Source organism: Adlercreutzia sp. St.1H8 (assembly GCF_059728655.1).
The window spans coordinates 246,214-270,356 of record NZ_AP039376.1 but is presented as its reverse complement, the minus strand read 5'-3'; the positions used below and the strand labels follow the sequence as shown (position 1 = coordinate 270,356).

Below are 24,143 nucleotides of genomic sequence, written 5' to 3'. Positions count from 1 at the left end.
CCGGCCCACCCGCCGCATCCGACCCGCCGCACCCGACCGAACGGATTCGCAACACTTCCGGCCCTTCGCCTCGCAGCACCAGCCTGGCGAGCCGCTGCGCCGTATACTGGGACAGCGGCTCTGCGAGCCCCGCACGCCCCAGGCCGTGCCCCGCTCGCTGCCGCCCGCACCCGCCCCATCGCCCGTCAAGTCCCAAGGAACCCGCCATGCCCAAGATCGTCGCCACCGACACCGACTTTGGAGACACCGCCTTCGAGCGCCAGATGGTCGAGGCGGCAGGCATCGAGTTCGCCGCCTATGACGGCGAACGCTCCCGCATGCCCGAGGAGATCATCGAGCACCTGCGTGGAGCCGACGGCGCCATCACCTCCTACGGCGACTTCACGCCGGACGTCTTCGCGGCGCTACCCGGGTTGAAGGTGGTCAGCAAGACGGGCACCGGCGTGGACAACATCGCCGTCGACGCCGCCACCGCCAACGGCACGGCCGTCTGCAACGTGCCGGGTTACGGCACCGAGGTGGTGTCTGACCATGCCATAACGCTGGCGCTCTGCGTGCTGCGTCGCGTGAACGAACTTGACGCCGACCTGCGCGACGGCATCTGGGACTTTCACCGGCGCCAGCCCCTCGGGCAGGTGAGCGGCCGCACGTTCGGCGTGGTGGGCTACGGCAACATCGGCCGCGCGACGGCCCGCAAGGCCCGTGGGCTGGGGTTCCGCGTGATCGTGTGGGATCGTCGCGGCATCGCAGGACGCGCGACACCGGAGGGTTTTCCCTACGCGACCCTCGACGAGCTGCTGGCGGTGAGCGACGTGGTGAGCTTCCACACGGCGCTCACCCCCGAGACGCACCACCTGCTGAGCGCCGAGCGCATCGCCACCATGAAGCTCGACGCCGTGGTGGTGAACACCTCGCGCGGGGCGGTGGTAGATACCGACGCCCTGGCCGCAGCCCTCGCGGAGGGGCGGCTTTGGGGCGCCGGCATCGACGTGTTCGAGGAGGAGCCCGTGGCGCCCGACGCACCCATCTGCCGCGCGCCGCACACCGTGCTCACGGCCCATGCGGCCTACTGGTCCGAGGAGTCGGCCGTCGAGCTGCGCGCCCGCTGCGCCCAGAACGCCATCGACGTGGTACTCGGCCGGCGCCCCGAGAACTGCGTGAACCCCCAGGTGCTCGCCGAGGACGCGTCCGCATAGCGCGCCCAGCCTGTGTGCCGCTCGCATATCTGAGCGCCGCACCCTACGCCCGCACGCCGCCCTCGCGAATCAGGCCGAGTAACTCCGAGCGGCTGTGAACTCCCGCCTTGCGATAGATGTTGCGCATGTGTGTCTTAAAGGTTGCCTGGGATATGAAGAGGGCTTCGCACACCTCATCGGTGGCCTGGCCCTGCATGAGCAAGAGGCAGATGTCGCACTCGCGCTGCGTAAGCCCCAGAGCGCGTCCAGCCGACTCGACGCACCCTTCGCAGCTTCCCTGCGCTTCCGGAAGGACAGCCGCCTCGCCTCCCTCCGACTCCGCGGAGAAGTCGCTTTCGCTCAGCATGAACAGCGCGGCAACCAGAACCACCACGATAACTGCGGCAACAACGGCACTTTCCACTACGCCGCCCTGGAGAAGGACAGCTTCCAAGGGGTTCTCAAGGCCATTGCACAGAATCGACACCGCCTGCCCCAGGGCGACGATGACAGAGGCGCCCCAGGAGGAGTTCTTCCCAAAATAGCACCAGAGGCAGAAGGCGAAGATGCGGAACACCGCATAGCCAGCCCCCAGCGCATAGCTCTCGTAGCGCTGGAAGCCCGGCTCGGCCATGAGGACAAGCAGCATGGCGATAATGAGGGTCGGTATCAGCATCCGCGAGAGCAGCACGACCCTGAAACGGCTCCCCATCAACAGGACAAGCGCCAAGATCGCAACTGAGGCGACAGCTCCGGCAACGACCGTGTTGGCCTCTACGGAGTAGCCGATACGCTGTTCGGATATGGAGTTGACCAGAAGCTGTGCCGCACCGAATATCCCCACGGCGAAAAGCTGCTTCAGAGGCAGGGATCGCCAGAGCGGGCCCACGAGGCCGCCGACAGGCTCCTCGCGGGGACGGCCGAATTCGGCCGAAAGGCAGACAAGCGCCCCCATGGAGGCCAGCGGGAGCGCGGCCACCACCAACGAGGTCGCCATGCTCTCGTTCAAGCTGAAGTACCCCGTCATGCCAAAGCAGAGGAAGTAGCTGCTCGCCATCACCGTAGCCACGACGCGGCCATTCGCGCGCACGAGAACCTCTCCCCACAGAATCAGAAAGCACGCGCCGAATGACTTCATGGTAGCGCCGAGCACTAACCCTGCCGGGAAAAATGACCCGCCCCACCCACATAGCAGCACGACAAGCAGCCCTCCGGAGTAGAGAATGCCAACAAGGACGACAACCCACCATTTCCCGCAAAGTGGCCCTCGCCGCCACGCATACAGAGCTGCTCCAACGAGAATCAGGATGCTCTCCACTCTCGTCAGCGGCTTGAGCGAGGCAAGAAACAGTACGGCATCGCCCGAGGGCTGCAGGCAAAGCGTGGGGCTGAACTCGAAAATACCCACCACCAGATAACAGGCAAACCCCACGCATGCCAGCGCAAGCTCGGGAAGGCTCAGATCCCCCGAAGCCTGACTCCCCTCCATGGCTATGTGCCTTCTCTTGCCCATAGCCTCTATTTTGCAACAGCCGTCCGACAATCGTCCCCCACAAGGCGACCGAAGGAGGGGGAGTACTACCAAAATACCCCCTCCTGACCAGCTTCTACCACCCGCGAACGATACCCGGGACGTTACCTTCCCGATATGTTGCCCAACAGGGATCGTCAAATCCCGTCAGCAAAAACCCAGGGAAAAGAGGAGGGATCATGGCAACGCGAAGGGAATTCTTCAAGCTGGCAGGGGTCGTGGCCGGAGGCGCAGCCCTCATGGGGATGGCGGGCTGCTCGGCAGGAAAGAGCAACTCGTCTTCCAATGCGGGCGAGGGGGAAGCCCACCTCGTCGGGTACCAACCCGTCGAATTCACGAAAAAGGCTCAGGTGGTCATCGTGGGCGCGGGCCCCTCGGGCGTGCTTTGCGGATACGAAACCGCCAAGGCCGGGCTCTCCACCATCATCATCGACCGCGACAACGTGGTCGGTGGCGTCGCACGATACTCCGCCGGCGTCCAGAACTGGTTCGGGTCTGAGGTGGGCAAACGCGAGCGCGGACTTCAGAACTGGGAGGAGATGAAGGAGTCCATGGACGCCTTCAACAAGAAGAAGAACTTCCCCGAGCTCGCCGAAAAGATCAGCGAGTACACCGGCAAGGCCCAGGATCTGCTGGCCGACGAGTTCGGCTATGAGTGGGATCCGGTCATCGAGAACTACGAGAGCACCTGGCTGCCGAAGGGCGGCCTCTGCGAGAACAGCCCCCTGTTCGACACCATCAAGGAGAATCTGGACGGCATTGGCGTGGAGTTCTTCTTCGAGAACCGGGTGACGTCCCTCATCACCGACGCCAACGACGAGGTGGTGGGCGTGCGCTGCGTCGACGAACTCACCGGCGAGATCACCGATGTCAAGGGCGATTACATCGTTCTCGCCACCGGAGGCTTCATCAGCGATCAGGAGATGGTGGCCAAGTACCTGCCCAACTGGACCAACCTCGGCTGCGTCATCACCTCGGGCAACGGAGACGGCTTCAAACTGGCTAAGACCGTCGGCATCGCCTGGGACGAGCAGGCCATGTCCCTGTACAAGAACCTCAACGGGCACTCCGAGGCCATCTTCGTCGCGCAGCAGTACGGCCCCTCGCTGAGCATCCTCCAAAACGGCCGCCGCTTCATGAACGAGACTTCGGTGCATGCCGCTGCGACGGGATGCCTTGCATGCAACGCCGGCAACTGGTGGTCCATCTGGGACGACACGCTCATGAACAGCCAGAACCGCGAGTGCATCCTCACGGGTGGCGACGAGATCCACACCTGCCAGACCATCGAGGAGCTTGCCGAGGCCATGGCCGTCCCCCTCTCCGAGCTCCAGGCCACCTTCGACGAGTATGCCCAGATCTGCGCGACAGGCGAAGACCCCAAATTCGGACGCAAGCTGTGGCTCCAGGAGCTCAAACCGCCCTACTACTGCATGAGCAACCGCCCCGTCCGCTACAAGACCATGGGCGCGCTCAAGACCGACATCAACTGTCAGTGCCTCGACGAGAAGGGCGAGCTCGTCCCGCACATGTTCGCCGCAGGCATCATGGGTCTGTTCGACTATAGCTGCGACCAGGTTCCCGCCTACGCTTCGGGCATGTACGTCGGGGAGCGCATCGCCGAGCTGGCCAAGGCCTAGACACGCGAGTCAACGTGGCGGCCGCACCGAGACCGTGGCCGCCACGAGCCAGAAGCAAGAGCAAAGAGGTGAGAAATGACAGGAGAAGCAAAGGAAGGCAAGCGGCGGGGAAAACGCTGGCCTATCGCCCTCGGCGTGATGGCGGCAGTTATCGTCGTCGCGGGAGCGGGGTTCTGGGTATGGCACGAGAGCCCATCTTTTTGCAATGCCATCTGCCACAGCCCCATGGATCCCTATGTGGAGAGCTACTACTCCGACGACCCCACGCAGCTAGTGACAGCCCATCGCGCCAACGGGGACGAATGCCTCGACTGTCACGAGGCTTCGCTTGAACAGCAGGTCGGCGAGGTACAGGCCTGGCTTTCAGGGGACTTCAGCGACCCTATGAAGGTTCGCCGGCTGGGCACCGCAGAATTCTGCTTCCGCTGCCACGACAACGATGACCCCGATGACGGCATGGACTGGAAGGACATCCAAGCGAGCACCGAGAGGTACCAGGGCACCGCCCGCAACCCCCACGACTCGCATCAGGGCATGCTCGACTGCTACTCGTGTCACTTCATGCACGACAAGTCAACCATGTACTGCCAGAAGTGCCACAGTGACATCACCCTGCCGGATTCCTGGAAATAGCATCGTCCCGCGCGCCATGCGCGCTCTAAGCCGAGGCCCCGCGCTCATCCCTCCAGCGCGGGGCCTCGGCTTGCCTGCTTTCGGACGCGCCCTGCCGCGTCCTATGCCCTCGCGGCTACTGTTCGCTGGCGCGGAGGAACGCCTCCAGCTCCTGCATCGCCACACCCGCAGGGCCCCAGGGCGTGATGACCAGCTTGTCCCCGGGGCGCAGGTCCATATGGCGCGCCACCGCCTTCGAGAGCGCCAGGCGGCCGTCGTCCTCCACCGCCGTCACCCCCAGGATGTCCTCGCGCGCAGGCGTGGTGCCCGACGCCGCCCAGCCCTCGCCCTGGAACACCAGCTCGTCCAATCCCACGCCCAGCACCTGGGCCAGATAGCAGGCATGGCGCAGATCCGGCAGCACGCCACCGTCCTCCCAACGACCCACCGCCTGGCGCGACGCCCCCACCGCCTTGGCCAGTTGCTCCTGCGTGAGGCCGCGCCCCTTGCGCAGCGTGCGGATGGCAGGGCCTAGCATGTCGAGGGAGTCAGTCATCAGACCCCCCCCCAGAAGGTGTTTTTCCGCGCATTCGCAGACGCCGGCGAGCCGGTGGCGAGGGCACGAGAAGGAGGCTGGCGCATGGTCGTCCTTTCGCGACGGGAACGATGGGAAACACCAACGGTACCCAGCGCCTGCATCGAAACCGCATCGGATTCGCCGCCAGCGGGCAAACAACGCATTACCCGCTTTCTACGCAGCGCCACCGTGCAGCTCGGCGATCACCGTCGTCCCCTCCCCCGGCTCGCTCGCGAAGGAAAGGCTTCCCTTGTGGGCTGTGGCGATGCCGTGGCAGAGCGTCAGCCCCAGGCCCGCTCCGCCCTCGGATGGGCGCGCGCCTTCCACGCGGTAGAAGGGCTCCGCCAAGCGGTCGAGGGCCTCTGGCGGAATGCCCGGCCCGGTATCGGACACGCTGATGCGGCAGCCGTCGGCAAGCGCCTGGCACGTCACCCGCACCTCGCCCGGCCCGCCGAGCGCCCTGCGCGCGTTCTCGCACAGGTTCTCCACCAGAGACGCCACGAGGTCGGGCTCCATCAGGCACGCGCCCTCCTCACATGCGCAGGTCAGGCTGATGCCGTCGGCGGCATAGAGGGGCGCCAGCCGCTTCACCAGGCCCTGCACCAGCATGCCGGGGCTGGCCGGGCTCAGGCGCAGCGGGCGGCCCTCCAGCACGACCAAGTCGAGGATGAGCTGCGAGAGGCGCTCGAGGCGCTGCCCCTCGGCCAGGATGAACTCGGCTGCTTCGGCGCGCTCCCCCTCATCAAGCTTTTGGAGGCGCAACAGGTCGGCATAGCCGATGATGGCGGTGAGGGCCGTCCTTATCTCATGGGCGTAGCTTCCGACGAAACGGGCTTGTCGCTCAACCACGGCCTCCAAATGCGAAACGGCTTCTTGCTCGGCGGCCATCGTCGTTCTTCGCGCCTCAGGCCTCGAACCGATAGCCGACCTTGTTGACGGCGACTATCTTTTCTTCCCACTTGACCTTCTTGCGCATGCGCTGGACGTGGAGGTCGACCGTCTTGGTGCCATAGCGAAACGGCTGGCCCCACACCTGCTCGTACATGGCCTCGCGGGTGAGGGCGCGCCCCGGGTTGCGCATGAGCAAAAGCAGCAGCTCGTACTCGGTCTTGGTGAGGGGGATTTCCTGGCCATCGCGCATCACGCGGCGACCGAGGGTGTCCACGGTCAGCCCATCGACGATCATCACGCCATCGGTCTGGCGGAAGCGGCGCAGCACCACATCCACGCGTGCCAGCAGCTCGGCCACCTCGAAGGGCTTGACGATATAGTCCTCGGCGCCGGCGCGCAGCCCATGAACCCGGTCGGCGAGATCGCCGCGCGCGGTGATGAAGATGACAGGCACCCCTAGCGGCCGGATGAAGTCCATGAGCGCGAAGCCGTCCACCTTGGGGAGCATCACGTCCAGAAGCACCAGATCGAAGCGGCCACCTTCCAGGATACTGACCACCTCATCGCCATCACCTGCGCATACGCAGTCGTACCCCTCCTTGGCGAGCGCCAAGCGGATGAGGTTTGAGATAGACCGCTCGTCTTCGGCGATGAGTATGCGGGACAACGGGGAGCACCTCCTTCGTCCCCAGCATACCGTTCCGCGGCATCGGAACAGCATATATATCGCTGTGTGCCAAAGGGTCACACCTAATGGCACTATCGGCGCAAGAGTGTGCCATTAGACGTGACCCGACGACATCAATCGGCACCAAAGGCCTGCCAAAGGGCCGCTTCAAATGGCATAATTGCCGCATTCGCCCCGAACGGAGAGGTTTTCCATGCGCAGACTTCGCAGCGAGCTTCTATCTGGATACGTCCACGTGACCCAGCGGGGCCTTGGGAGAAGGCTCATCTTCGAGGACAACCGCGACAAGAAGCGCTACCTCGCAACGCTCCGAGACAAGCTTGAGAACTCGGAGGTTGCCGTCCTGGCCTGGACGCTCATGCCCAACCACGTGCACCTTCTGGTAAGGGCGCAGCCGCCGGAGCTTTCCGGGCTGATGCAGCGCCTGGGAACCAGCTACGCGCAGTACTTCAACGGCCGCCATGGGCACGTTGGCAAGGTCTTCCAGAACAGATTCTCCTCCGAGCCCGTCGAGACCGAGGGGCATATGCTGGCCGCCATCAGGTACATCCACAGAAACGCCGAGGTGGCGCGGATAGCCGACATGGAAGGCTATCCGTGGAGCAGCTACCGCGAGATCCTCGGTGAAGGATCTGCGCTCGAAGGCGAGGGAATATGCGACGCCTCTAAGGCGCTCGAGTTCTTCGGAAGCAGGGAGGAGTTCGCCCGGTTCCATGCGATGGAAAACGAGCTCGACGGGTTTGCGAGGGTCGACGGTTACCGGCCCCGCCTGAGCGACAGCGACGCACGCGCAATCGCCTCGCGCCTTTGCGGGGAGGGCTTTGCGGACAGCCTCCCCAGCATGCCGAAGGAGGAGAGGGACAGGGCCCTGGGAACCCTCAAGGCCCTCGGTCTCTCGATTCGCCAGATAGAGCGGCTGACCGGCATCGGGAGGGGACCTATCGCGAGAGCGCGATGAGGGGGGGGGTGTGACATTAGGTTTGACCTATTGTCACGCTGTCGCCATGAGAGGGTGCCACTGGGCGTGACCCTCTGTCACCCTTCCTCTGTCACCCTTCCTTTGTCACCCACGCTTCATTGTCATCATGGGGGACGGTGCCATTAGGTGTGACCCTTTGTCACCCAGTGCCAGCAGTGCCGCAACCCCCAGTGCGTCACGGTGTGCCCCACGGGCGCGTCGTATCGCGACGAGAAGACCGGCTATGTACTCATCGACAAGGAGAAGTGCATCGGCTGCCACTACTGCCTGTATGCCTGCCCCTACGGCGTGCGCCAGTTCAACGAGGAGCAGGGCTGCGTGCAGAAGTGCACCCTGTGCTCGCAGATCACCGCAAACGGATCCGGCGTTCCCGCATGCGTCCACAACTGCAACTGCGGCGCGCGCTTCTTCGGCGACTACGACGATCCTGAGAGCGACGTGTGCAAGGAGATGGCGAAGTACCCGGACGAGGCCATCCACGCGCTGGCCGACCCCGGTAACTCCCAGCCGGTGACGCGCTACATTCTCTCGCCCAACGTTGCAAGCTGGAAGGAGCTGATCTAAATGGACATCCAGTGGCCCTTGGTCCTGTTCTCCCTTGTGGCCGGAACGGGCGGATCGCTGTTCGCATTCGTAGGCCTGTCCGAGCTGCTGGGCGGCTCAGACAAGACGCGCGACGCCGGCGCGGCATGCTCCGCCGTGCTCCTGGCGCTGGGCGGCTGCCTCTCGGTGCTTCACCTCGCAGCCCCGCTGCACGCCATAAGCGCCGTGACCAACCTGCTCTCGTTCTCGGGCATTTCCATCGAGCTCATGCTTCTAGGCGCCAACTTCGCCATCATGGTGGCCTACCTTCTGGTGAGACGGCGCAGCAAGGCAACCGCTCCGCTGCGCGTCCTGAGCGTTTTGGGCATCGTGCTCGGCCTGATGCTGGGGTATTTCTGCGGCCACGGCTACGTCATCGAGGGCCAGCCCACGTGGAACAGCGAGACGCTCCCCCTCGCCTACCTCGGCAGCTCGCTTGCGTGCGGCGCGTTCCTGTTCGCGCTCATCAGCGCCCTGAAGGGAGAAGGCGACGAGCTGGGCGGCAAGCTGAATGTCGCCGTGACGGTTGCCGCCGCCGTCAACGCCGCGGGCCTTGCGTCGTACTGCCTCTTCCTGGGCGGCAACACGACCGGCCATGAGGCGATCCTCTGGGGCGGCGTCGTGGCCATCGGCGCGGTTGCCACGCTTGCGGTATCCGTCGTCGCCCTGACGAAGAAGGCGTCCGTCTCGCCAGCGGTTCTCGCGGGCGTGGGCCTTGCCTGCGCTTTCGTGGGCGGCGTATCTGTCAGGGTGCTCATGTGGGTATGCTCCACGGGCTTCATCGACCTGTTCAGCTGCACCGTTCCCAGCGTTATGCTCAACCTCTAGTTATAGGCGTATCTCGAAAACCATCTACGGCCGGAAGTGGAAGCGAGAAAGGGGAAGGCCATGTCCGAAGACCTGCAAACCGAAGTCGTGAGGAAGACCCTCGGCGATCGCGCGGCTCTGTACCGCATGCTTGCGCAGCTGTATTTCAAGCCGCTGACGCAGGAGCAGATCGATGCGCTGGCAGAGGCCGATCTAGCGGCGATCGCATCGGAGGACGGCTCCCCGTTCGCCGACGGCTACAACGACCTGTACCGGTATCTGCGCAAGCGGAACACCGGAACCCGCCAGGAGCTCGCAAGCGATTACACCGCGACGTTCTATGGAACCCAAACCTACAAAGGGCGTGCGGCGCAGCCGTTCGAGTCGCTGTACCGCTACGGCGGCGGCTTTGTGATGGGCGAAGCCAGCGGCGAGGTGCATCGCGTGTTCAGGGAGTCCTACGTCAGGGTGAGGGAAGGCCTCGACCTCCCCGACGACCACCTATCGTTTCTGTTCGAGTTCATGGCTCGTCAGTGTGACGGACTGTCGGGCCTCATTGCGGACGGGCGCTTCGACGAGGCACTGCAGTCTGTCCGCGAGCAGCAAGCGTTTTTCGACGCGCACGTGGCGTCGTGGTTCCCCCGCTTCAAGGCGCTTGCGTCCAAGCTGGTGTCCACGCGTTTCTATCGCGGCTGCCTCAAGATAACCCAGGCTTTCGTGGAGGACGAGCCCGACGCCATGGCGCAGCTCGAGAACGACCTGGAAGACCTTCGAAGCCGAAAAGCCGCTTAGACCGTCTTGCGCCGCGCACGAGGTTCTCCTTGCGCGCAATCGCTACCTGAGAGGACCGGGGCCTTCCCGGTCCTCTTCCTTGGGGTGACAAAGGGTCACACCTACTTGGGGTGACAAAGGGTCACACCTAATGTCATATTCGTTGCCACCATGGGAGGGCGCCATAGTGCCATTAGGTCACACCTAATGGCACGTTGCTAGTGCCACGTTGCGATTTATGCCATGGGGAGGTGCCATTAGGTGTGACCCTTTGTCACCCAATGGAGCAGTACGCCTCCAAGGCGACGGGCGCGCTCCCATGGGCCAAGGCGTTCAGGAAACGCGTCGGCTGTCCGAGGTGGATAAGCGAGGCCAGAAGGCCGATGCCCAGAAGCACAAGGCAGGCGAGCTGCAGGGCCCACGGCCTCTTCCTCAGCCTCTCGCTGTCGCGAAAGAGGGTCGCGGCCAGATACGCTCCGGCCGAGGCACCGGAAAACATCGTGAAGACGAACAGGGGAAACTCCGCTATCATAATTGCCCTCCCAGCTCTTGCAAAAGCAGCCTGTCGCGCTCGACCAACTCCGCCGCAAACGCCGCCGTCTCGGCATAGAGGCTGCTGTCCGACCTATCGTTCATTCCGCGGGACCACTCGGCAATCCAGCAGCCGAGATGCTCGTCTACAAACTGCCCGCTTCTCAGCAATGCCGTCTTGAGGCCCCGCGCATCGCCCTCGACCTGCGCATCGAGAGCCTGTTTCGCGAGAAGCGCCAGGAACCCGATTTCGAAGGCGATGTGATCATCGGCCACGCGGGGGTACAAGGCGGGAAGCAAGCCGCATTCACGGTAGAACGAGCGCACGGCAAGCGTCTCCTTGGTGAAGATGACGTTCTCGCGGGTCACATAAGCCGACTCCCACATGGGCGCGGGAAGCACCGCAGGCCCCAGGAAGAGCGTCGTGTATTCCCGTCGCGCGTCTTTGATGGCGCGACGGGATCGCTCGATCTGCCTCGCCAGCGGCTCGGGGGCATGCAAGCCCACGGCATCGCATGCCGCATAGAGGGCGCTTGGGCTCAAGGCCTCCAGTCTCCTGGGAAAGTTGGTCGCGGGGGCAGGTTGTGCCATTGGGTTCAACCTAATGGCACATTGCCAACGCAGAATGGGTCGGTGCAGAGGGCCGGCTCCGCGTTCCATCTTGTCGAAGAAGCCAACCACTTCGTCTGATTTGTGCCATCAGGTTCGGCCTATTGTCACATTGTGGCTTGCCCCCGCCACATGCAGGCCTGACTGGCGGAAGGGGGGGGTGCCATTAGGTGTGACCCTTTGTCACTCGTGCCTTCGCAACCTTTATGATCGGAAGCGGAGCAGATGTTCGCACCGTCGCTGACTATCTAGGTCACGCGAATCCTTCCATGACCCTCGACATTTATGCGGATGTGGATCCCGAGGCTAAACAGCAAGCAGTCAAATATATCGAAGGCGCTTTCGATGAACTTACAGTGTTTTCCAACGTGAAGTCGAGCAGCGTAGAGCTGAAATGGAAGGGCAGAACACAGAGTTCGATCCAAAGCGGTTAGAGAGTATCACGCCAGAATCCATCCCGTTCTCCATCGAGGAGCTCAGAGCAATGCTCGCTGTTCTTGAAAAGGCAAGCTAAACAGTATCTTGGTGCCGGGACGTTTTGTCTCAGCACCAAGAAATCGGACAAATTATCTGAATCTAATCTTCGAGAAGGCTGTCCTGCTTGGCTCGCCCTACGATTGCGGATTTGATATATGCGGCAGTTCCGAAGGTACCCACGACAAATGCCATAACGAAGAAAACGACACCCATAGCCAGATCACCTGCCCAAGTCACACTCTCTATGCCAACGATCTGAATCTCTGCCAGCATGCGCATGGCCGCAGAGATGACTCCCAACATCGCGCCACTAATCAAACCAATGAGGACGCAAAATCCCCAAGGCACGTGATCGATGGTAGCCATGCACACGTGCTCGTCGACGATTCCCGCCTTCATCTGCATCCCAAGAGTGATAAGACAGGATACGAGAATGGCTACCGCAATAACGCCTGTTACCGGAAAGACATCTTGACCGATGCTGGTGTAGATCGGGGTGTCCGTCGTGTCTGCCACCTGATTGACCATGATCCCGTACCAGGCAGCGATTCCCGCTCCTGCGAGCAATATGGTATAGCCGACGCGCATGCAGCGGTTGGACTCGGATTCAAGTCGCTCGTCCTTGGGGCCCATGAAGGCATTCCATCGTTTGATCAGGTTCATCGTTTCCTCCTTAATCCCAGAACAGGTCATTGAGTGTTTTGCCTAGCGTTTGGCAGATTGCCTTGCAGAGTTTGAGCGAAGGGTTGTATTTGCCCGCCTCGATCAACCCGATGGTTTGACGCGTAGCCCCTACACGCTCTGCCAAATCTGTTTGCGACAGCCCGGCATCATTGCGAGCGCTTCTCATTCGCAAGTTCTTTTCGCCTTCCATGGCACTCCTAGACAGCAATTCGAAATGCAAAATATATCTTACATTGCAAATTATATATTGCATTAGTCTTCTGTCAAGCTAAAACGATCAACACTTCTCTTGCCAGTTCATGCTTACAAAAAGGGTGAGACAATTTGTCTCACCCTTTTGTATTGTGCGTTTTGAATCCATCTATAGCTTCAACGAGTCCATCAGCTTTTCGATTGAGTCTAACGAATCGTCTAAAGAGACGCCATTCGCATATGGGGTATCAGCAACATACGAAGACCAGACCTGGTGCATGATGGCAGAAGCACGAATGCCTTCGAGCGTATCTTTCCACTCCGCTATAGCGTGCTGAGAGCCTCGCTTCTCGGCAGTGCGACGAAGCGCCTCTCGAAGATCTTGCTCATTTATGACCCCGGAATAGTAGCGCGGGATGGCATACAGATCGTAGAAGTCCCTGCCGCGCGTGTTCGCCACTCCTCGGCTAAGCACTGTCTCAAGCTTTTCGGCCAGAACGGTTGCCGGATGATAGGACAGAACATCGAGCGCGCCTTGGTCGAACATCAGCTCGAACTTGTGTCTGACCTGCGATGGATAGATGGCATCACCAGTCGTGATGTCCACTTTTACCGGCGCATCGATCCTTCCGTATTTCGCCTTGAGGTGAGCGCGCCAGTTTGCGTACTCGTCATCTTCGCGGATGGGCTCGATCCTCTCGAACGCGTATGTCATTCCATCGCCAACATCGGTTGCGCAGATCTCGCGTAGGGCATTTGCGATGGTCTCCTCATCCATATCCATGCCCACGACGGTCGCATCCATGTCCATGGTTGTACGCTAGTAGATGCCGGTCATCGACGAGATAAGAAGGCCTCCCTTGAGCACGAACTTGTCAGCGTAGGAGCTCTTGGCCAAGCGCATGAGCAGATGCTCGAAGAGATACATCTGAAGCACCTCTTGAGACTTGAGCCCATACTCGTTGGAAAGGTGGCGCACTTTCCCCCTCAGGCTCGCATCGCTTCTCATTTCGTTCATTCAAGCACCTCCAGGTACGTCTGCAGCTCATCTCGAACGCCCAGCGCCTCGCACATCTTCGCGAGCTTGGGCAGGTCGCGGTCGCCCTTCCTGAAATAGCCCACTATGGCATCCCTCACGAGCTGCGGGTTCACGGTGCCCTTGGCCCTCTCTTGGATGATGTCGGCTATGGAGCGCTCCGCATCGTAGGTGGGCACGATGACGCCCATGGGGTCCTTCACCGTGGTCTTGCCCAGCCCGTAGAGCTTGTCGCTCTCGCGATGAATCCTCATGTCCGGATGGGTTCGCCTCAGCTCCCGCGGATTATAGTCCCGTGGGACACTTACGCTCAGGTTCCCGGGCACGCGATCGGACAGCCCCAGCAGATACAGCGCGGTTCCATGTGAGAGTATGCACTTCGGCCAACGCATGGTCACCGCCGCGAACTCGTCGTCCAGCACATCGAGCGAGCAGTAGACGCCTCGGGTCAGCCTGTCGATCTTGCCGCTACTAAAGGCGTACTCGATCACACCGGGCGCATACCCAGCCTCCTTGAGCTGAGATGAGGAAGCTACCCCTCCCAGCTTCTCGATATGTTCTGCAACGGATGCGGTCACTTGACCTCCTAGACTAATAGACCCATATTCTAGCGTTTTTGGGTCTAATAATCTACTTCCACTCGATTCGCCTTGCGCCCTCTTGCGGCGAGCCCGCTTCTCCTTCTGGCTGAAAGACTTGCCGAGAACCAGCCTCGGCTCAAGGGCCGCGAAAAACTTTTGCCCTGGAGTGGAGGATTCCCGAACAGGCAAAACTCGTTGCCCTCCGGGTTTTCGCTTTCCCCCTTGCGCCGTCCGCTGAACCTCGTCGCATCTCCGCCCGAAAGGCGGAGGCATAGGGCCTGCGCCGAAACCATAGGAGGTCGCAAACAATGAGTAATCGAGCAGTCATCACGACAAAAGAACGCAAGATCGGCGTCTATGTCCACAACAACGGAGGCCGTGACACGATCCAGCCGCTCCTCAAGTACTGCGAGCTGAAAGGATACCGTCCGCCAAGCTCCGACTCATACGACTGGGCTCGCTTGTGCCAAGTGCTGGGTAACTTCTTCGGATGATGCGCCAATGGGCGGGAAGGTAGGAGGGCAAGGCATCCGGCTTGCCCCGCCGCCACACGCAAGCCTGGCTGGCGGGGTGTGCCATTAGGTTCGGCCTATTGTCACATTGTGGCTTGCCCCCCGCCACATGCAGGCCTGACTGGCGGAAGGGGGTGTGCCATTAGGCGCAACCTGATGGCACGTTGTCCTGATGGCACGTTGTCCCCATGGGGGGGTGCCATTAGGTGTGACCCTTTGTCACTCGTCACAAAAAAAGGCCAGCGCGTGGCTGACCTGAGAAAGTTGGTCGCGGGGGCAGGATTTGAACCTACGGCCTCCGGGTTATGAGCCCGGCGAGCTACCAGACTGCTCCACCCCGCAATGTATGTGCACCCTTAAGGGCAAGGAGATATATTACGCGCCTCGTCCCGCCAACGCAACCTTTAGCGAGGCTGCGCCGTCAAACGGCACAATTCCTGCACATTAGGGGCATCGCGCGGGCAGGGGGCTACTTCACGGTGAGCACCGGCACATCGGCCTCGTGGAGGACGGCGTAACTCACGCTGCCGAGCATACCGCGCAGGGCGCCCAGGCCTCGGCGGCCCATGACGATGATCTCGCAGTCGTTCGCCTCGGCATAGTCGCAGATGCCATCGGCCGCCTTGCCGCTGATGACGGCGCCCACCTGCACGTCGCAAGCCACGTCGTCCAGGCGCTCGCCGAGGGCCTCGTTCAGATCGTCCATCGCCGTCGCCTTGGCGCGCTCGATCACGCGCTCGTACGACTCCATGTCCGGGAAGAGCAGCGGCGTGGCCGAGCCCGGCCCCGCCGGCGCCTCCAGCTCGGCGGCCACGGCGCCGGCCGGCACCACGGTCAGCACGTGCAGCACGGCGGCGGCATCGTCAGCGATCAGCTTCTTCGCCACCTCGAGGGCGTTCTGGGACGGCTCGGAGCCATCGAAGGGCACGAGGATCCTCTTGTACAGCATCGCTTCCCCTTTCCTCGGATGCATTCGCTGATACTCAGCGTAAGCGTTTTCCACGCAAGATGCGAGAATCGTCGCGAAGTTGTGAGGAAGAGACGAACGTGCGATCCGCCCTCGGCGGCACGCGCAACGCTCCCAGGCAGCGAACCGCCCCTCCCCGCCTACCCCGGCCGCCATGCCGCCAGGCCCCGCGTCAAGCGCCCGCTCGCAACGGAACGCTTGACGCGGGCGGACGAGGCGACCTAGTTCTGCGCCACCTCGTAGGGCCACGCGCTGATGCCGCCCTCCATGTCGTAGACGCAGGTGTAGCCCAGGCTCTCCAGCTCCCGAGCCGCCAGGGACGAATGCACGCCGGTCTGGCAGTACACCACCACCGGCGTGTCAAGCGCGCCGATGACCTCCTCGGCCGACTCCGCGTCGATATCGGGCAGCGGGTAGTCCACCGCGTCGACGAGGTGCCCGCGCCGGTACATGCCCTCCGGGCGCACATCGATGACGCGCGGATGCTGCCCCTCGATCATATCGTGAGCCTGCTGCGGCGTGAGCCTGGTGATGTGCCCCGCCTTATCCTTCGTTGCCTGAGCCATGAATGCTCCTCACCTCGGTAGACGCCACGTCCTTCGCAGTGGCCGCGAGCGCGGAGCCAGGCCGAAGCAGGGGCCGACGCCGAAAATGATGCAGCCGCGAGCTTCGGATTTCCGCGCTGTCCCCGATTCTAGGCATCGCGCGCGCAGACGCACCTCTACAATCACAGGCGTAAGCATGAAGTAGAGCTTCCGTTAGGCGTCACCCGCGCGTGTCGGAAGAGCGCCGCTCGGCAACCGAATCGTTGCGCAGGCGCCCCCTTCCCGCACTCCAGCCGCGACCATTCTGTGGACGCGCCGCCATCGGGGACGACGTCGGCGGACACCCCAGGAGCGCCCATGACCGTCATCGACTGCCACTGCCACATCTACCCTGAGAAGATCGCCGCCCGCGCCGTGGAAAGCGTCGGCGACTTCTACTCCATCGCCATGGATGCCCCGGGAGGCACCGCCGAGGAGCTCCTCGCGCTCTGCGAGGGCACGCCCATCACCCACCACATCGTGCACTCAGTGGCCACCAAGCCCTCCAACGTGGAGTCCATCAACGACTTCATCGCCGCCCAGTGCGCCGCGCACCCGCAGTTCATCGGGTTCGCCACCCTGCACCAGGACTACCCCGACCCAGCCGCCGAGATAGAACGCGCCATCAGCCTGGGCCTCAAGGGCCTGAAGCTCCACCCCGACACCCAGGGCGTGGACATGGACGACCCGCGCCTCATGGCCATCTACGAGATCATCGCCGGCCGCCTGCCGCTCATCGTGCACACGGGCGACTACCGCTACGACTACTCGCATCCCCGCCGGCTGAAGCGCATCCTCCACACGTTCCCCGACCTGGTGGTGGACGCCGCGCACTTCGGCGGCTGGTCTGTCTATGACCTGGCGGTCGAGTTTCTGGAGGACGAGCGGTGCTTCCTCGACATGTCGAGCGCCCAGGCGTTCCTCGGGCCGCGCCGCACTTACGAGCTCACCAAGCTCTACGGCACCGACCGCCTCATGTTCGGCTCGGATTACCCCATGTGGGCGCCGGCCGAGGAATTCTGGATGTACGACGCGCTCCCCTTCACCGACGCCGAGAAGGAGCGCCTCTTCCACCGCAACGCCGAGCGCTTCCTCGGCTTCACGGTGGCCTAAAACGCGAGGGGGGGGGGCGACTCGCCAGCACGCAAGCCGCCCCCCTCCCTCGCATCGCGGGGCCGCAGCCCACGGCCCGGCGCCTTCCTGTCTCCGCCGCGCCGCCGGGCGCGCCCAGCGCCTTCCGGCCCGGCGCCGCCGGGCGCGCCCGGCGCTACTCCTCTTCCGCCTCCGGCTTCTCCAGCGTCACGGATATCTTGTCGATGCGCAGGCGGTCCATGTCGATCACGCGGAACGTCACCTTCGTCCTCAGTCCCTCGAGCACCACGGTATCGCCCTCGTCGGGAATACGGTCGAACAGCGAGAGCAGCAGCCCGCCGGCGGTCTCGCACTCGGCGGCCTCCTCCGGCTCGAAGCCGATGAGCTCCTCCACCTCGCCGATGGCAAGCGAGCCGTCGATGAGGAACGACCCGTCCGGCAGCGTGATCACCTCGTCCTCGCAGGGATGCAGGTACTCGTCGTCGATGCGGCCGACGATCTGCTCCATGATGTCGCTCATGGTGACGATGCCGGCCGTGCCGCCGTGCTCATCCACCACCACGGTGATCTCAGTGCGCTTCTCCTGCAGCGTCTCGAGCAGGCGCGCGATGGGCGCCGTCTCGGGCACTGCGGGAATCTCGCGGATGGGCCACTCCTCCATGGGCGTGTCATCCGGCATGCCATAGAGATCCTTCACGTGCACGAAGCCGATGATGTGGTCCTTGCTGCCGCGACACACCGGATAGCGCGTGTACTTGTACTGACGAATAGTCTCCAGGTTCTCGGCCAGGGAATCCTCCTCGTCCAGCACGATGAGCTCAGTACGCGGCGTCATGATGGCCTCGGCGTCCTTGTCGCCCAGGTCGAAGATGTTGTCCACGAACTCGTTCTGCTCCGGGTCTATGAGGCCGCTCTCGGTTGACTCGTCGATGAGCAGCTTGATCTCGTCGCCGGTGTACACCTCATGCTCGTCGGCCGGATCGTGGCCGAACAGGCGCATCACGCCGTTGGTGATGCCGTTGAAGATGACCATCACCGGGTAGGTGATCTTGTAGAACACGCGCAGCGGCGCGGCGGTGATCAGCGCGTACTTCTCCGTAGAGAAGATGGCGAACGACTTGGGGATGAGCTCGCCCACCACCACGTGCAGCGTGGTCACGATAAAGAAGCCCACGGCGATGCAGATGGGATGCACCGCCGCCTGGGGCAGGCCCAGAGCCAGCAGCGGTTCCTCCAGCACGGCGGACACCGCCGGTTCGCCCAGCCAGCCAATGGCCAGCGACGCGAGTGTGATGCCCAGCTGGCAGGCCGACAGGTAGGCGTTGATGTGGGTCGTCACGTCGCGAGCCGCCTCGGCACCGCGGCGCTTCTCGGCCACAGCCATGTCCACCTGGCTGCGACGGACGCGCACCAGCGCGAACTCCGCCACGACGAAGAAGGCGTTCATCAGCAGAAACACCAGAACCAAAAGCAAGTTGACTGCGGTCATCATGAAGGCGTCTACCCCTTTATGTCCAAACTCGGGCGCACCCGGATGGCGCGCCTCAACCAAAAGTAAGCCAACATGCAATCCTAGCGGATTACGCCGTCCCGCAGCGGAATCGCTACATTATTCGCATCCGCCGCGAATTCTCGGGCCCGTGATGCAAATTCGGACGGTTTTGCACCCATCTTGTCGCCCTGCGCGGCCCTGAGAGTTCGATTTCCGCGCTTCTGCCCTCCGCTACCTGGGACTTTTGCCGGAGGCGGTTGCCCAGGCTATCGCCGGAGAGTGCAAAACCGTCAAAATTTGCATCCTGACACCATTTTCTTAGGGTCGCAGGCCCAAACCGCCCTCCACGGTGATGGTCTCGCCGGTCATGAACTTGAAGTCGGGGCTCGCAAGCGCCACGCAGACGCGCCCGATGTCCGACTCGGCATCGCCGAAACGCCCCACGGGCGGCACCTGCACGTTGGCGGCAAAAACATCTGGATGGGCCCTCTGGAACTGCTCGAGCTGCATCGTCCAGGCCAGCGGGCACACCACGTTCACGTTGATGCCGTCGGCGGCCCACTCGGCGGCCGCCACGCGCGAGAGCCCGCGGATGCCCTCCTTGGCCGCGGCATAGGACGCCTGCCCCACGCTGCCGGCCAGCGCCGCGCCCGACCCGAAGTTGATGACCGAGCCCTTCGTCTCCTTCAGATGCGGATGGCAGGCGCGCATATAGTAGAAGGTGGCGAACAGCCCGGAATACAGCGCCAGCTCGAACTGGTCGCGCGTATGGTCGGCCAGCGCCACGCCGGAGGCTGACGCCTGGGCCACGTTGATGAGCACGTTGATGCGCCCGAATTCGCTGAGGGCGCGATCCACCACGTTCTGCACGATGGCCTCGTTATCGCCATGGGCCGATACGTCGGCGCGCACGGGCACCACCTTCACGGGATACGATGCCTCCAGCTCCTCACGCGCTCTCTCAAGCTTGGCGACGTTACGCCCGGTGATGACGAGGTTGGCCCCCTCCCGCGCGTAGGCGACAGCCGTGCCGTAGCCGATGGAGCCGGGGCGCCCGTTTCCCAAAGCGGCGAATCCGGCGCCGGTGATGATAGCGGTCTTGCCCACTAGGAAGCCCATGGTCTTCGTCCTCGATTCTCGCGCGGCGTAGGGGAATGACGGCGCGCGGCGCCCTGACGACGCTGCTGCTGCCTCCGCCAGTATAGGAAGGCAGCGCGGCGCTCCACGGGCGGTCGGGGCGGGCGTTGCCCCTCCGTAGCCGCCTCGTTCATGACGCGATGAACCGTCCGCGGCCGCAAACGGCGGCTTCGCCTGACAGTTTCGCCACGTACGGGGCACAGCGATAGCGCATCGGGGGCGCTTTCTGCTATTTTCAGTATTAAATAAGCTAAAAACTCATACCCCTCACCCCTAAGAAGAAGGTCTCACCGTGGGTTTGTCGCGCAAGCAATGGCTGATGCTCATCGTTTTGGTAACCGGCTCGTTCACCACCGTCCTCAACCAGACGCTGGTGACGCCGGCCATCCCCTCCATCATGACGGAGATGTCCGTCGACGCCGCCACGGCCCAGTGGCTCACTACGGGCTTTACGCTGGTCAACGCCATCATGATCCCCATCACCGCCTACCTGCAGGATCGGTTCCCCACGCGCCGGCTGTTCCTCGTGTCCATGGCGCTGTTCGCCGTGGGCTCGGCCATGACCGGCTGCGCCACGAGCTTCCCCGTCGTGCTGTGCGGACGCCTCATCCAGGCGGCCGGCGCCGGCATGCTCATGCCCATGACCATGACAGTGCTGCTCGTGTCGTTCCCGGTGGACAAGCGCGGATCGGCCATGGGGCTCTTCGGCCTGGTCATCGCGTTCGCGCCGGCCATCGGCCCCACCATCGCGGGCATCATCATCGACCGCCTTGACTGGCACATCATGTTCTTCATCGTCACATTCTTCGCGGTGGTGGTCATCGTGGCCGCCTTGTTCCTCATGGAGAACCGGCCGCCCGCGAACAAGGGCGACGCGGTGCTTGACCCGCTGTCGCTCACGCTCTCCACGCTTGGCTTCGGGCTCATGCTCTACGGGTTCAGCGCCGTGGGCACCCATGGGCTCACGGCGTTCAACAGCGCCTGCACGGCGATCGGCATCGTGGGCGTGGCGTGGTTCTTCGTCCGCCAGACGCGGCTTGAGCACCCCATGCTACGTGTCGAGGTGCTGCGCAATCGGCGTTTCCTCGTGGCCACTGTCATCGGCATGCTCGTGCAAGGCGCGCTGCTGGCCGCGGGCATCCTCATGCCCATCTACATCCAGACGCTCATGGGTTACTCGGCCACGCTCTCCGGCCTGGTGCTCATGCCCGGCGCCATCCTCATGGGCGTCATGAACCCCATCGCCGGCAAGCTGTTCGACAAGCACGGCCCACGCAAGCTCGGCGTCATCGGCATGGTGCTGCTCACCATCACCACCTGCGCCTTCGCCACGCTCACCTTCGTCACGCCCATCTGGTTCATCACGGCGCTCTATACGCTGCGCATGTTCTCCATGGCGCTCGTGAACATGCCCATCACCACGTGGGGCATGAACGCGCTCGACAACAAGCTCATGAACCACGGGACGTCGGTCAACAACACGTTGCGCCAGGTGGCGGGCTCGCTGGGAACGGCGGTCATCATCTCGGTGTCCTCGCTCGTGACGAACGCCGCGCAGGGGTCGATGGGCTGGGCCGACGCGCAGCTGCTCGGCATCGACGTGGCCTTCGCCGTGTGCGCGGCGCTCTGCCTCATCGGCGCGGCGATCACCATCGCGCTCGTGAAGGATCGGCCGGCCGATGAGGCCAGCGAGGATCGCGCCGGCGAGCGCCGCTCGCTGCTCGAGTCCATCATGAAGACCGACGTCTACGCCGTGGCGCAGACGGCCACCGTGGCCGACGCCATGCGCCTGTTCGTGGACAAGGGCATCAGCGCCGCGCCCATCGTAGACGGCGAGGGACGGCCCGTGGGCTTCATCTCCGACGGCGACATCCTCAAGCGCCTCTCGCCGCGCAGCGGCTCGGTGATCGACCCCATCGTGATGATCATGAACTCCGCCTACGACGACCGCGACTACAACGAGCGCCTCGAGCAGCTGATGGCCGCGCCCGTAAGCGAGATCGGCGCGCGTCGCTCCATCGGCGTGAGCATCCATGCGTCGTTGCCCGAGGTCTGCCGCGTGCTGGCCGAGAATCACCTGAAGAAGGTGCCCGTCATGGAGGGTGACGTCATCGTCGGCATCATCAACCGAAGCGACATCACGCAGTACTCGATGCAGGCCTACCTCGACCACCGGCCCGACGAGGTGGTTCTCTGCGGCGAAGGCGAGCGCGAGGACTGCGAGCAGCGGGACTGACGCGGGCGACGGCCGCGAGGGGAGCCGGGGCGGCGCCCCTACACCACCACCGCGCCGGTGGCCAGCAGCCAGATGGACACGGCTGAGGCCCCCACGATGATGGCCACCACCACCTTGTCCACAGCGCTTTCCAGGTACTTCTCGCCGCGCTGGCGCTTCCCCCAGATGTAGATGGGGATGCCCGGCAGGTACAGCAGGCTCATCAGCGTGAGCCCCACCGCGCCCGACGCGTACGTCAGGAAGAAGCTGTACAGCACGCCCACGATGCCGAGCACGCGCCACAGCCAGATGGGCGCGTTCAGCTTGCCCGCGAAGGCTTCTTTCTCCGTGAAGGTGAGCTTCGCGAAGTACGCGGCCGACAGCAGGTACGGCAGCAGGATCATGCCAGCCGAGAGCGTGTAGAAGAACTGGTACGAGCTGTCCGAGAACAGCATGGAGATGAGGAACGCCTCGATGATCAGGTTGGTCACCACGAGCGTCACCACCGGCGCGCCGTTCTTGTTCACCTTCGCGAACTGGCGGATGAACACGCCGCCCTCGGCTGCCTCGTAGGGCGACTCGCTGGCGAGCACCGTGTAGCCCAGCATGGCGCCGATGAGCGAGAGCGCCACGCCGAAGTTGATGAGGAACGCACCCCACGGCCCCACGGCGTGCTCCATGACGCCGGCAAGCGCGGGGTTCTCCAGGCTGGCCAGGTCGGCCAGGGGCATGACGCCCATGGAGAGCACCGACACCATGAGGTAGATGGACAGCACGCAGACGAACGCGATGATGGTGGCCCGCCCTACGTCATGGCTCCGGCGCGCGCGGCCGGATATGGCCACGGCGCCCTCGACGCCGACGAACACCCAGATGGTGACCATCATGGCTGACTTCACCTGGTCGCCGAAGGTGAGCGCCGGGTCGGCGCCGGTGTGGAGGTTGGCCCAGAAGATGTCCGGGTTGAACTTGCTGGCGAAGATGATGGCGGCGATGGCCACGAAGATGGGCACGATCTTGGAGATGGTGATGATGGCGTTGATGGCCGACACTTCCTTGATCCCGCGGCTGACGAGCCACGCGTAGAACCAGATGAGCGCCGACGCCGCGATGACGGCGTAGAGGTCCGTCCCGCGCCCGAAGAGGGGGAAGAAGTACGCGAGCGCGCCGAACAGCAGCGCCGAGAAGCTCACCGTGCACAGCAGCGCGCTGATCCAGTAGCCCCAGGCGCTGTTGAAGCCCAGGAAGTCGCCGAACCCGGCTGATGCGTAGGAGTAGATGCCGCCGCGCATGTCCGGCTTCACCCGCGAGAGCGCGTAGAACGTCATGACCAGGCAGAGCACGCCCACGCCGGAGATGGACCACGCGGTGAGGATGGCCGCGCCCGACGCGCCGCCGGCCGCCTGGTCGCCGGCCAGGGTGAACACGCCGCCACCCACGATGAGGGTGATGACGGTGGTGACCAGCCGGAAGAGGCCGAGCCCCTGGGGGTTGTCGACGGCAGAGGTGCTGAGGGAGGAGGCAGGCGCGTCGGAGGCAGGGGCAGACGAACGCGCGGAAGGCGAGGCGGTGATCATGCTCATGGCAGTTCCTCTCTTCGACCGTACCCCGCGCCAACGAGGGGTACTCGGGAACCATGATAGGCACGATGATCGAATGAGCTCCATCCGAGCGCCAGCTGTCAGCGGGGCGTTGATGACATGAAAACGAGGGAGGCGGCGCCTATGGGGTCGGCCCCTGCGGCGCCCGCCGGCCGCCCCTGCCGGCCGCCCCGCCGGCAC

The 24,143-nt window shown here is 63.5% G+C and carries 24 protein-coding genes, 1 tRNA gene and 2 pseudogenes; 10 read left to right on the top strand and 17 right to left on the bottom strand.

Going from position 1 to position 24,143, the window contains the following annotated elements; translation table 11 throughout:
• The first annotated feature begins 206 nt into the window (after positions 1–206).
• Complete coding sequence (locus AC6I0Y_RS01120) at positions 207–1,196, top strand: C-terminal binding protein (RefSeq protein WP_497732397.1); 990 nt, start codon at positions 207–209, stop codon at positions 1,194–1,196.
• A gap of 43 nt (positions 1,197–1,239) precedes the next feature.
• Here the strand turns inward: AC6I0Y_RS01120 and AC6I0Y_RS01115 are convergent, their stop codons facing one another.
• On the bottom strand, positions 1,240–2,664 hold the full coding sequence (locus tag AC6I0Y_RS01115; protein ID WP_497732395.1) for a helix-turn-helix domain-containing protein: 1,425 nt from the start codon (positions 2,662–2,664) through the stop codon (positions 1,240–1,242).
• 221 nt (positions 2,665–2,885) lie between these two features.
• Between AC6I0Y_RS01115 and AC6I0Y_RS01110 the strand changes: the two genes are divergently transcribed.
• On the top strand, positions 2,886–4,346 hold the full coding sequence (locus AC6I0Y_RS01110) for an FAD-dependent oxidoreductase (RefSeq protein WP_497732392.1): 1,461 nt from the start codon (positions 2,886–2,888) through the stop codon (positions 4,344–4,346).
• Between the two features lie 75 nt (positions 4,347–4,421).
• Positions 4,422–4,979 (top strand): cytochrome c3 family protein, encoded by a 558-nt coding sequence (locus AC6I0Y_RS01105; protein ID WP_497732390.1) that lies wholly within the window; start codon positions 4,422–4,424, stop codon positions 4,977–4,979.
• Between the two features lie 115 nt (positions 4,980–5,094).
• Here AC6I0Y_RS01105 and AC6I0Y_RS01100 read toward each other — a convergent pair whose 3' ends face one another.
• The 3 genes from AC6I0Y_RS01100 to AC6I0Y_RS01090 all read right to left on the bottom strand — a co-directional run bounded on the left by AC6I0Y_RS01100 (position 5,095) and on the right by AC6I0Y_RS01090 (position 7,093).
• Positions 5,095–5,514: a helix-turn-helix transcriptional regulator gene (locus tag AC6I0Y_RS01100; protein ID WP_497732387.1), complete on the bottom strand. Its 420-nt coding sequence runs from the start codon at positions 5,512–5,514 to the stop codon at positions 5,095–5,097.
• Between the two features lie 195 nt (positions 5,515–5,709).
• Positions 5,710–6,423, bottom strand: a complete 714-nt coding sequence (locus tag AC6I0Y_RS01095; protein WP_497732384.1) for a sensor histidine kinase — start codon at positions 6,421–6,423, stop codon at positions 5,710–5,712.
• Positions 6,424–6,439: 16 nt separating this feature from the next.
• The gene (locus AC6I0Y_RS01090) at positions 6,440–7,093 is read right to left on the bottom strand and encodes a response regulator transcription factor (RefSeq protein ID WP_497732381.1); all 654 of its coding nucleotides are present in this window, start codon (positions 7,091–7,093) and stop codon (positions 6,440–6,442) included.
• Positions 7,094–7,307: 214 nt separating this feature from the next.
• Here AC6I0Y_RS01090 and AC6I0Y_RS01085 point away from each other — a divergent pair, with 214 nt between their 5' ends.
• From AC6I0Y_RS01085 to AC6I0Y_RS01070, 4 genes and pseudogenes are all read left to right on the top strand, one after another.
• Complete coding sequence (locus AC6I0Y_RS01085) at positions 7,308–8,072, top strand: transposase (RefSeq protein WP_497732379.1); 765 nt, start codon at positions 7,308–7,310, stop codon at positions 8,070–8,072.
• A 174-nt stretch (positions 8,073–8,246) separates the two neighbouring features.
• Positions 8,247–8,657: pseudogene (locus AC6I0Y_RS01080) on the top strand (4Fe-4S dicluster domain-containing protein); the annotation flags it as partial.
• Complete coding sequence (locus tag AC6I0Y_RS01075) at positions 8,658–9,503, top strand: dimethyl sulfoxide reductase anchor subunit family protein (RefSeq protein ID WP_497732376.1); 846 nt, start codon at positions 8,658–8,660, stop codon at positions 9,501–9,503.
• 60 nt (positions 9,504–9,563) lie between these two features.
• On the top strand, positions 9,564–10,274 hold the full coding sequence (locus AC6I0Y_RS01070; RefSeq protein WP_497732371.1) for a TorD/DmsD family molecular chaperone: 711 nt from the start codon (positions 9,564–9,566) through the stop codon (positions 10,272–10,274).
• A gap of 253 nt (positions 10,275–10,527) precedes the next feature.
• On the opposite strand, the gene AC6I0Y_RS01065 is transcribed toward AC6I0Y_RS01070, so the two are convergent.
• Both AC6I0Y_RS01065 and AC6I0Y_RS01060 read right to left on the bottom strand, forming a co-directional pair.
• Complete coding sequence (locus AC6I0Y_RS01065; RefSeq protein WP_497732370.1) at positions 10,528–10,785, bottom strand: DmsC/YnfH family molybdoenzyme membrane anchor subunit; 258 nt, start codon at positions 10,783–10,785, stop codon at positions 10,528–10,530.
• Positions 10,782–11,375 carry a TorD/DmsD family molecular chaperone gene (locus AC6I0Y_RS01060; RefSeq protein WP_497732365.1) on the bottom strand — a complete coding sequence of 198 codons (594 nt, stop codon included), beginning with the start codon at positions 11,373–11,375 and terminating at the stop codon, positions 10,782–10,784. Before AC6I0Y_RS01060 ends, AC6I0Y_RS01065 begins: the two co-directional genes overlap by 4 nt.
• A gap of 218 nt (positions 11,376–11,593) precedes the next feature.
• Between AC6I0Y_RS01060 and AC6I0Y_RS01055 the strand changes: the two are divergent.
• A pseudogene (locus AC6I0Y_RS01055) lies at positions 11,594–11,827 on the top strand (hypothetical protein); the annotation flags it as partial.
• Between the two features lie 142 nt (positions 11,828–11,969).
• On the opposite strand, the gene AC6I0Y_RS01050 reads toward AC6I0Y_RS01055, so the two are convergent.
• From AC6I0Y_RS01050 to AC6I0Y_RS01015, 8 genes are all read right to left on the bottom strand, one after another.
• Positions 11,970–12,533 carry a hypothetical protein gene (locus AC6I0Y_RS01050; protein WP_497732363.1) on the bottom strand — a complete coding sequence of 188 codons (564 nt, stop codon included), beginning with the start codon at positions 12,531–12,533 and terminating at the stop codon, positions 11,970–11,972.
• Positions 12,534–12,543: 10 nt separating this feature from the next.
• Positions 12,544–12,744: a helix-turn-helix transcriptional regulator gene (locus AC6I0Y_RS01045; RefSeq protein ID WP_160708738.1), complete on the bottom strand. Its 201-nt coding sequence runs from the start codon at positions 12,742–12,744 to the stop codon at positions 12,544–12,546.
• Between the two features lie 171 nt (positions 12,745–12,915).
• The gene (locus AC6I0Y_RS01040; protein ID WP_497732361.1) at positions 12,916–13,557 is read right to left on the bottom strand and encodes a nucleotidyl transferase AbiEii/AbiGii toxin family protein; all 642 of its coding nucleotides are present in this window, start codon (positions 13,555–13,557) and stop codon (positions 12,916–12,918) included.
• Between the two features lie 9 nt (positions 13,558–13,566).
• Positions 13,567–13,764 (bottom strand): hypothetical protein, encoded by a 198-nt coding sequence (locus AC6I0Y_RS01035; RefSeq protein WP_201750947.1) that lies wholly within the window; start codon positions 13,762–13,764, stop codon positions 13,567–13,569.
• Positions 13,761–14,360 carry a type IV toxin-antitoxin system AbiEi family antitoxin domain-containing protein gene (locus AC6I0Y_RS01030; RefSeq protein WP_160708740.1) on the bottom strand — a complete coding sequence of 200 codons (600 nt, stop codon included), beginning with the start codon at positions 14,358–14,360 and terminating at the stop codon, positions 13,761–13,763. Before AC6I0Y_RS01030 ends, AC6I0Y_RS01035 begins: the two co-directional genes overlap by 4 nt.
• A gap of 780 nt (positions 14,361–15,140) precedes the next feature.
• Positions 15,141–15,217: transfer RNA gene (locus AC6I0Y_RS01025), tRNA-Met, on the bottom strand.
• 127 nt (positions 15,218–15,344) lie between these two features.
• Positions 15,345–15,824 (bottom strand): universal stress protein, encoded by a 480-nt coding sequence (locus tag AC6I0Y_RS01020; RefSeq protein WP_497732359.1) that lies wholly within the window; start codon positions 15,822–15,824, stop codon positions 15,345–15,347.
• A gap of 239 nt (positions 15,825–16,063) precedes the next feature.
• Positions 16,064–16,408 (bottom strand): rhodanese-like domain-containing protein, encoded by a 345-nt coding sequence (locus AC6I0Y_RS01015; protein ID WP_160708744.1) that lies wholly within the window; start codon positions 16,406–16,408, stop codon positions 16,064–16,066.
• A 336-nt stretch (positions 16,409–16,744) separates the two neighbouring features.
• On the opposite strand from AC6I0Y_RS01015, the gene AC6I0Y_RS01010 reads away from it, so the two are divergent.
• Positions 16,745–17,539 carry an amidohydrolase family protein gene (locus AC6I0Y_RS01010; protein ID WP_497732357.1) on the top strand — a complete coding sequence of 265 codons (795 nt, stop codon included), beginning with the start codon at positions 16,745–16,747 and terminating at the stop codon, positions 17,537–17,539.
• A 154-nt stretch (positions 17,540–17,693) separates the two neighbouring features.
• Here the strand turns inward: AC6I0Y_RS01010 and AC6I0Y_RS01005 are convergent, their stop codons facing one another.
• Positions 17,694–19,010, bottom strand: a complete 1,317-nt coding sequence (locus AC6I0Y_RS01005) for a hemolysin family protein (protein WP_160708748.1) — start codon at positions 19,008–19,010, stop codon at positions 17,694–17,696.
• Positions 19,011–19,328: 318 nt separating this feature from the next.
• Complete coding sequence (locus tag AC6I0Y_RS01000) at positions 19,329–20,129, bottom strand: SDR family NAD(P)-dependent oxidoreductase (RefSeq protein ID WP_497732355.1); 801 nt, start codon at positions 20,127–20,129, stop codon at positions 19,329–19,331.
• Positions 20,130–20,466: 337 nt separating this feature from the next.
• On the opposite strand from AC6I0Y_RS01000, the gene AC6I0Y_RS00995 reads away from it, so the two are divergent.
• Entirely contained in the window at positions 20,467–22,383 is a 1,917-nt protein-coding gene (locus AC6I0Y_RS00995) for an MDR family MFS transporter (protein ID WP_201750948.1), read from the top strand.
• A 38-nt stretch (positions 22,384–22,421) separates the two neighbouring features.
• On the opposite strand, the gene AC6I0Y_RS00990 is transcribed toward AC6I0Y_RS00995, so the two are convergent.
• Positions 22,422–23,945, bottom strand: coding sequence for a basic amino acid/polyamine antiporter (locus AC6I0Y_RS00990; protein ID WP_236643355.1), 1,524 nt, complete (start codon positions 23,943–23,945; stop codon positions 22,422–22,424).
• Positions 23,946–24,143: the final 198 nt, after the last annotated feature.

Excerpts from the sequence above, each read along its gene's own strand:
- AC6I0Y_RS01015 (WP_160708744.1), bottom strand. The coding sequence starts at position 16,408 with ATGGCTCAGGCAACGAAGGATAAGGCGGGGCACATCACCAGGCTCACG.
- AC6I0Y_RS01045 (WP_160708738.1), bottom strand. The coding sequence starts at position 12,744 with ATGGAAGGCGAAAAGAACTTGCGAATGAGAAGCGCTCGCAATGATGCC.
- AC6I0Y_RS01070 (WP_497732371.1), top strand. The coding sequence starts at position 9,564 with ATGTCCGAAGACCTGCAAACCGAAGTCGTGAGGAAGACCCTCGGCGAT.
- AC6I0Y_RS00995 (WP_201750948.1), top strand. The coding sequence starts at position 20,467 with ATGCTCATCGTTTTGGTAACCGGCTCGTTCACCACCGTCCTCAACCAG.
- AC6I0Y_RS01000 (WP_497732355.1), bottom strand. The coding sequence starts at position 20,129 with ATGGGCTTCCTAGTGGGCAAGACCGCTATCATCACCGGCGCCGGATTC.
- AC6I0Y_RS01065 (WP_497732370.1), bottom strand. The coding sequence starts at position 10,785 with ATGATAGCGGAGTTTCCCCTGTTCGTCTTCACGATGTTTTCCGGTGCC.
- AC6I0Y_RS01095 (WP_497732384.1), bottom strand. The coding sequence starts at position 6,423 with ATGGCCGCCGAGCAAGAAGCCGTTTCGCATTTGGAGGCCGTGGTTGAG.
- AC6I0Y_RS01110 (WP_497732392.1), top strand. The coding sequence starts at position 2,886 with ATGGCAACGCGAAGGGAATTCTTCAAGCTGGCAGGGGTCGTGGCCGGA.
- AC6I0Y_RS01120 (WP_497732397.1), top strand. The coding sequence starts at position 207 with ATGCCCAAGATCGTCGCCACCGACACCGACTTTGGAGACACCGCCTTC.
- AC6I0Y_RS01060 (WP_497732365.1), bottom strand. The coding sequence starts at position 11,375 with ATGGCACAACCTGCCCCCGCGACCAACTTTCCCAGGAGACTGGAGGCC.
- AC6I0Y_RS01100 (WP_497732387.1), bottom strand. The coding sequence starts at position 5,514 with ATGACTGACTCCCTCGACATGCTAGGCCCTGCCATCCGCACGCTGCGC.
- AC6I0Y_RS01115 (WP_497732395.1), bottom strand. The coding sequence starts at position 2,664 with ATGGAGGGGAGTCAGGCTTCGGGGGATCTGAGCCTTCCCGAGCTTGCG.
- AC6I0Y_RS00990 (WP_236643355.1), bottom strand. The coding sequence starts at position 23,945 with ATGAGCATGATCACCGCCTCGCCTTCCGCGCGTTCGTCTGCCCCTGCC.
- AC6I0Y_RS01020 (WP_497732359.1), bottom strand. The coding sequence starts at position 15,824 with ATGCTGTACAAGAGGATCCTCGTGCCCTTCGATGGCTCCGAGCCGTCC.
- AC6I0Y_RS01010 (WP_497732357.1), top strand. The coding sequence starts at position 16,745 with ATGACCGTCATCGACTGCCACTGCCACATCTACCCTGAGAAGATCGCC.
- AC6I0Y_RS01040 (WP_497732361.1), bottom strand. The coding sequence starts at position 13,557 with ATGGACATGGATGCGACCGTCGTGGGCATGGATATGGATGAGGAGACC.
- AC6I0Y_RS01035 (WP_201750947.1), bottom strand. The coding sequence starts at position 13,764 with ATGAACGAAATGAGAAGCGATGCGAGCCTGAGGGGGAAAGTGCGCCAC.
- AC6I0Y_RS01075 (WP_497732376.1), top strand. The coding sequence starts at position 8,658 with ATGGACATCCAGTGGCCCTTGGTCCTGTTCTCCCTTGTGGCCGGAACG.
- AC6I0Y_RS01005 (WP_160708748.1), bottom strand. The coding sequence starts at position 19,010 with ATGATGACCGCAGTCAACTTGCTTTTGGTTCTGGTGTTTCTGCTGATG.
- AC6I0Y_RS01105 (WP_497732390.1), top strand. The coding sequence starts at position 4,422 with ATGACAGGAGAAGCAAAGGAAGGCAAGCGGCGGGGAAAACGCTGGCCT.
- AC6I0Y_RS01050 (WP_497732363.1), bottom strand. The coding sequence starts at position 12,533 with ATGAACCTGATCAAACGATGGAATGCCTTCATGGGCCCCAAGGACGAG.
- AC6I0Y_RS01085 (WP_497732379.1), top strand. The coding sequence starts at position 7,308 with ATGCGCAGACTTCGCAGCGAGCTTCTATCTGGATACGTCCACGTGACC.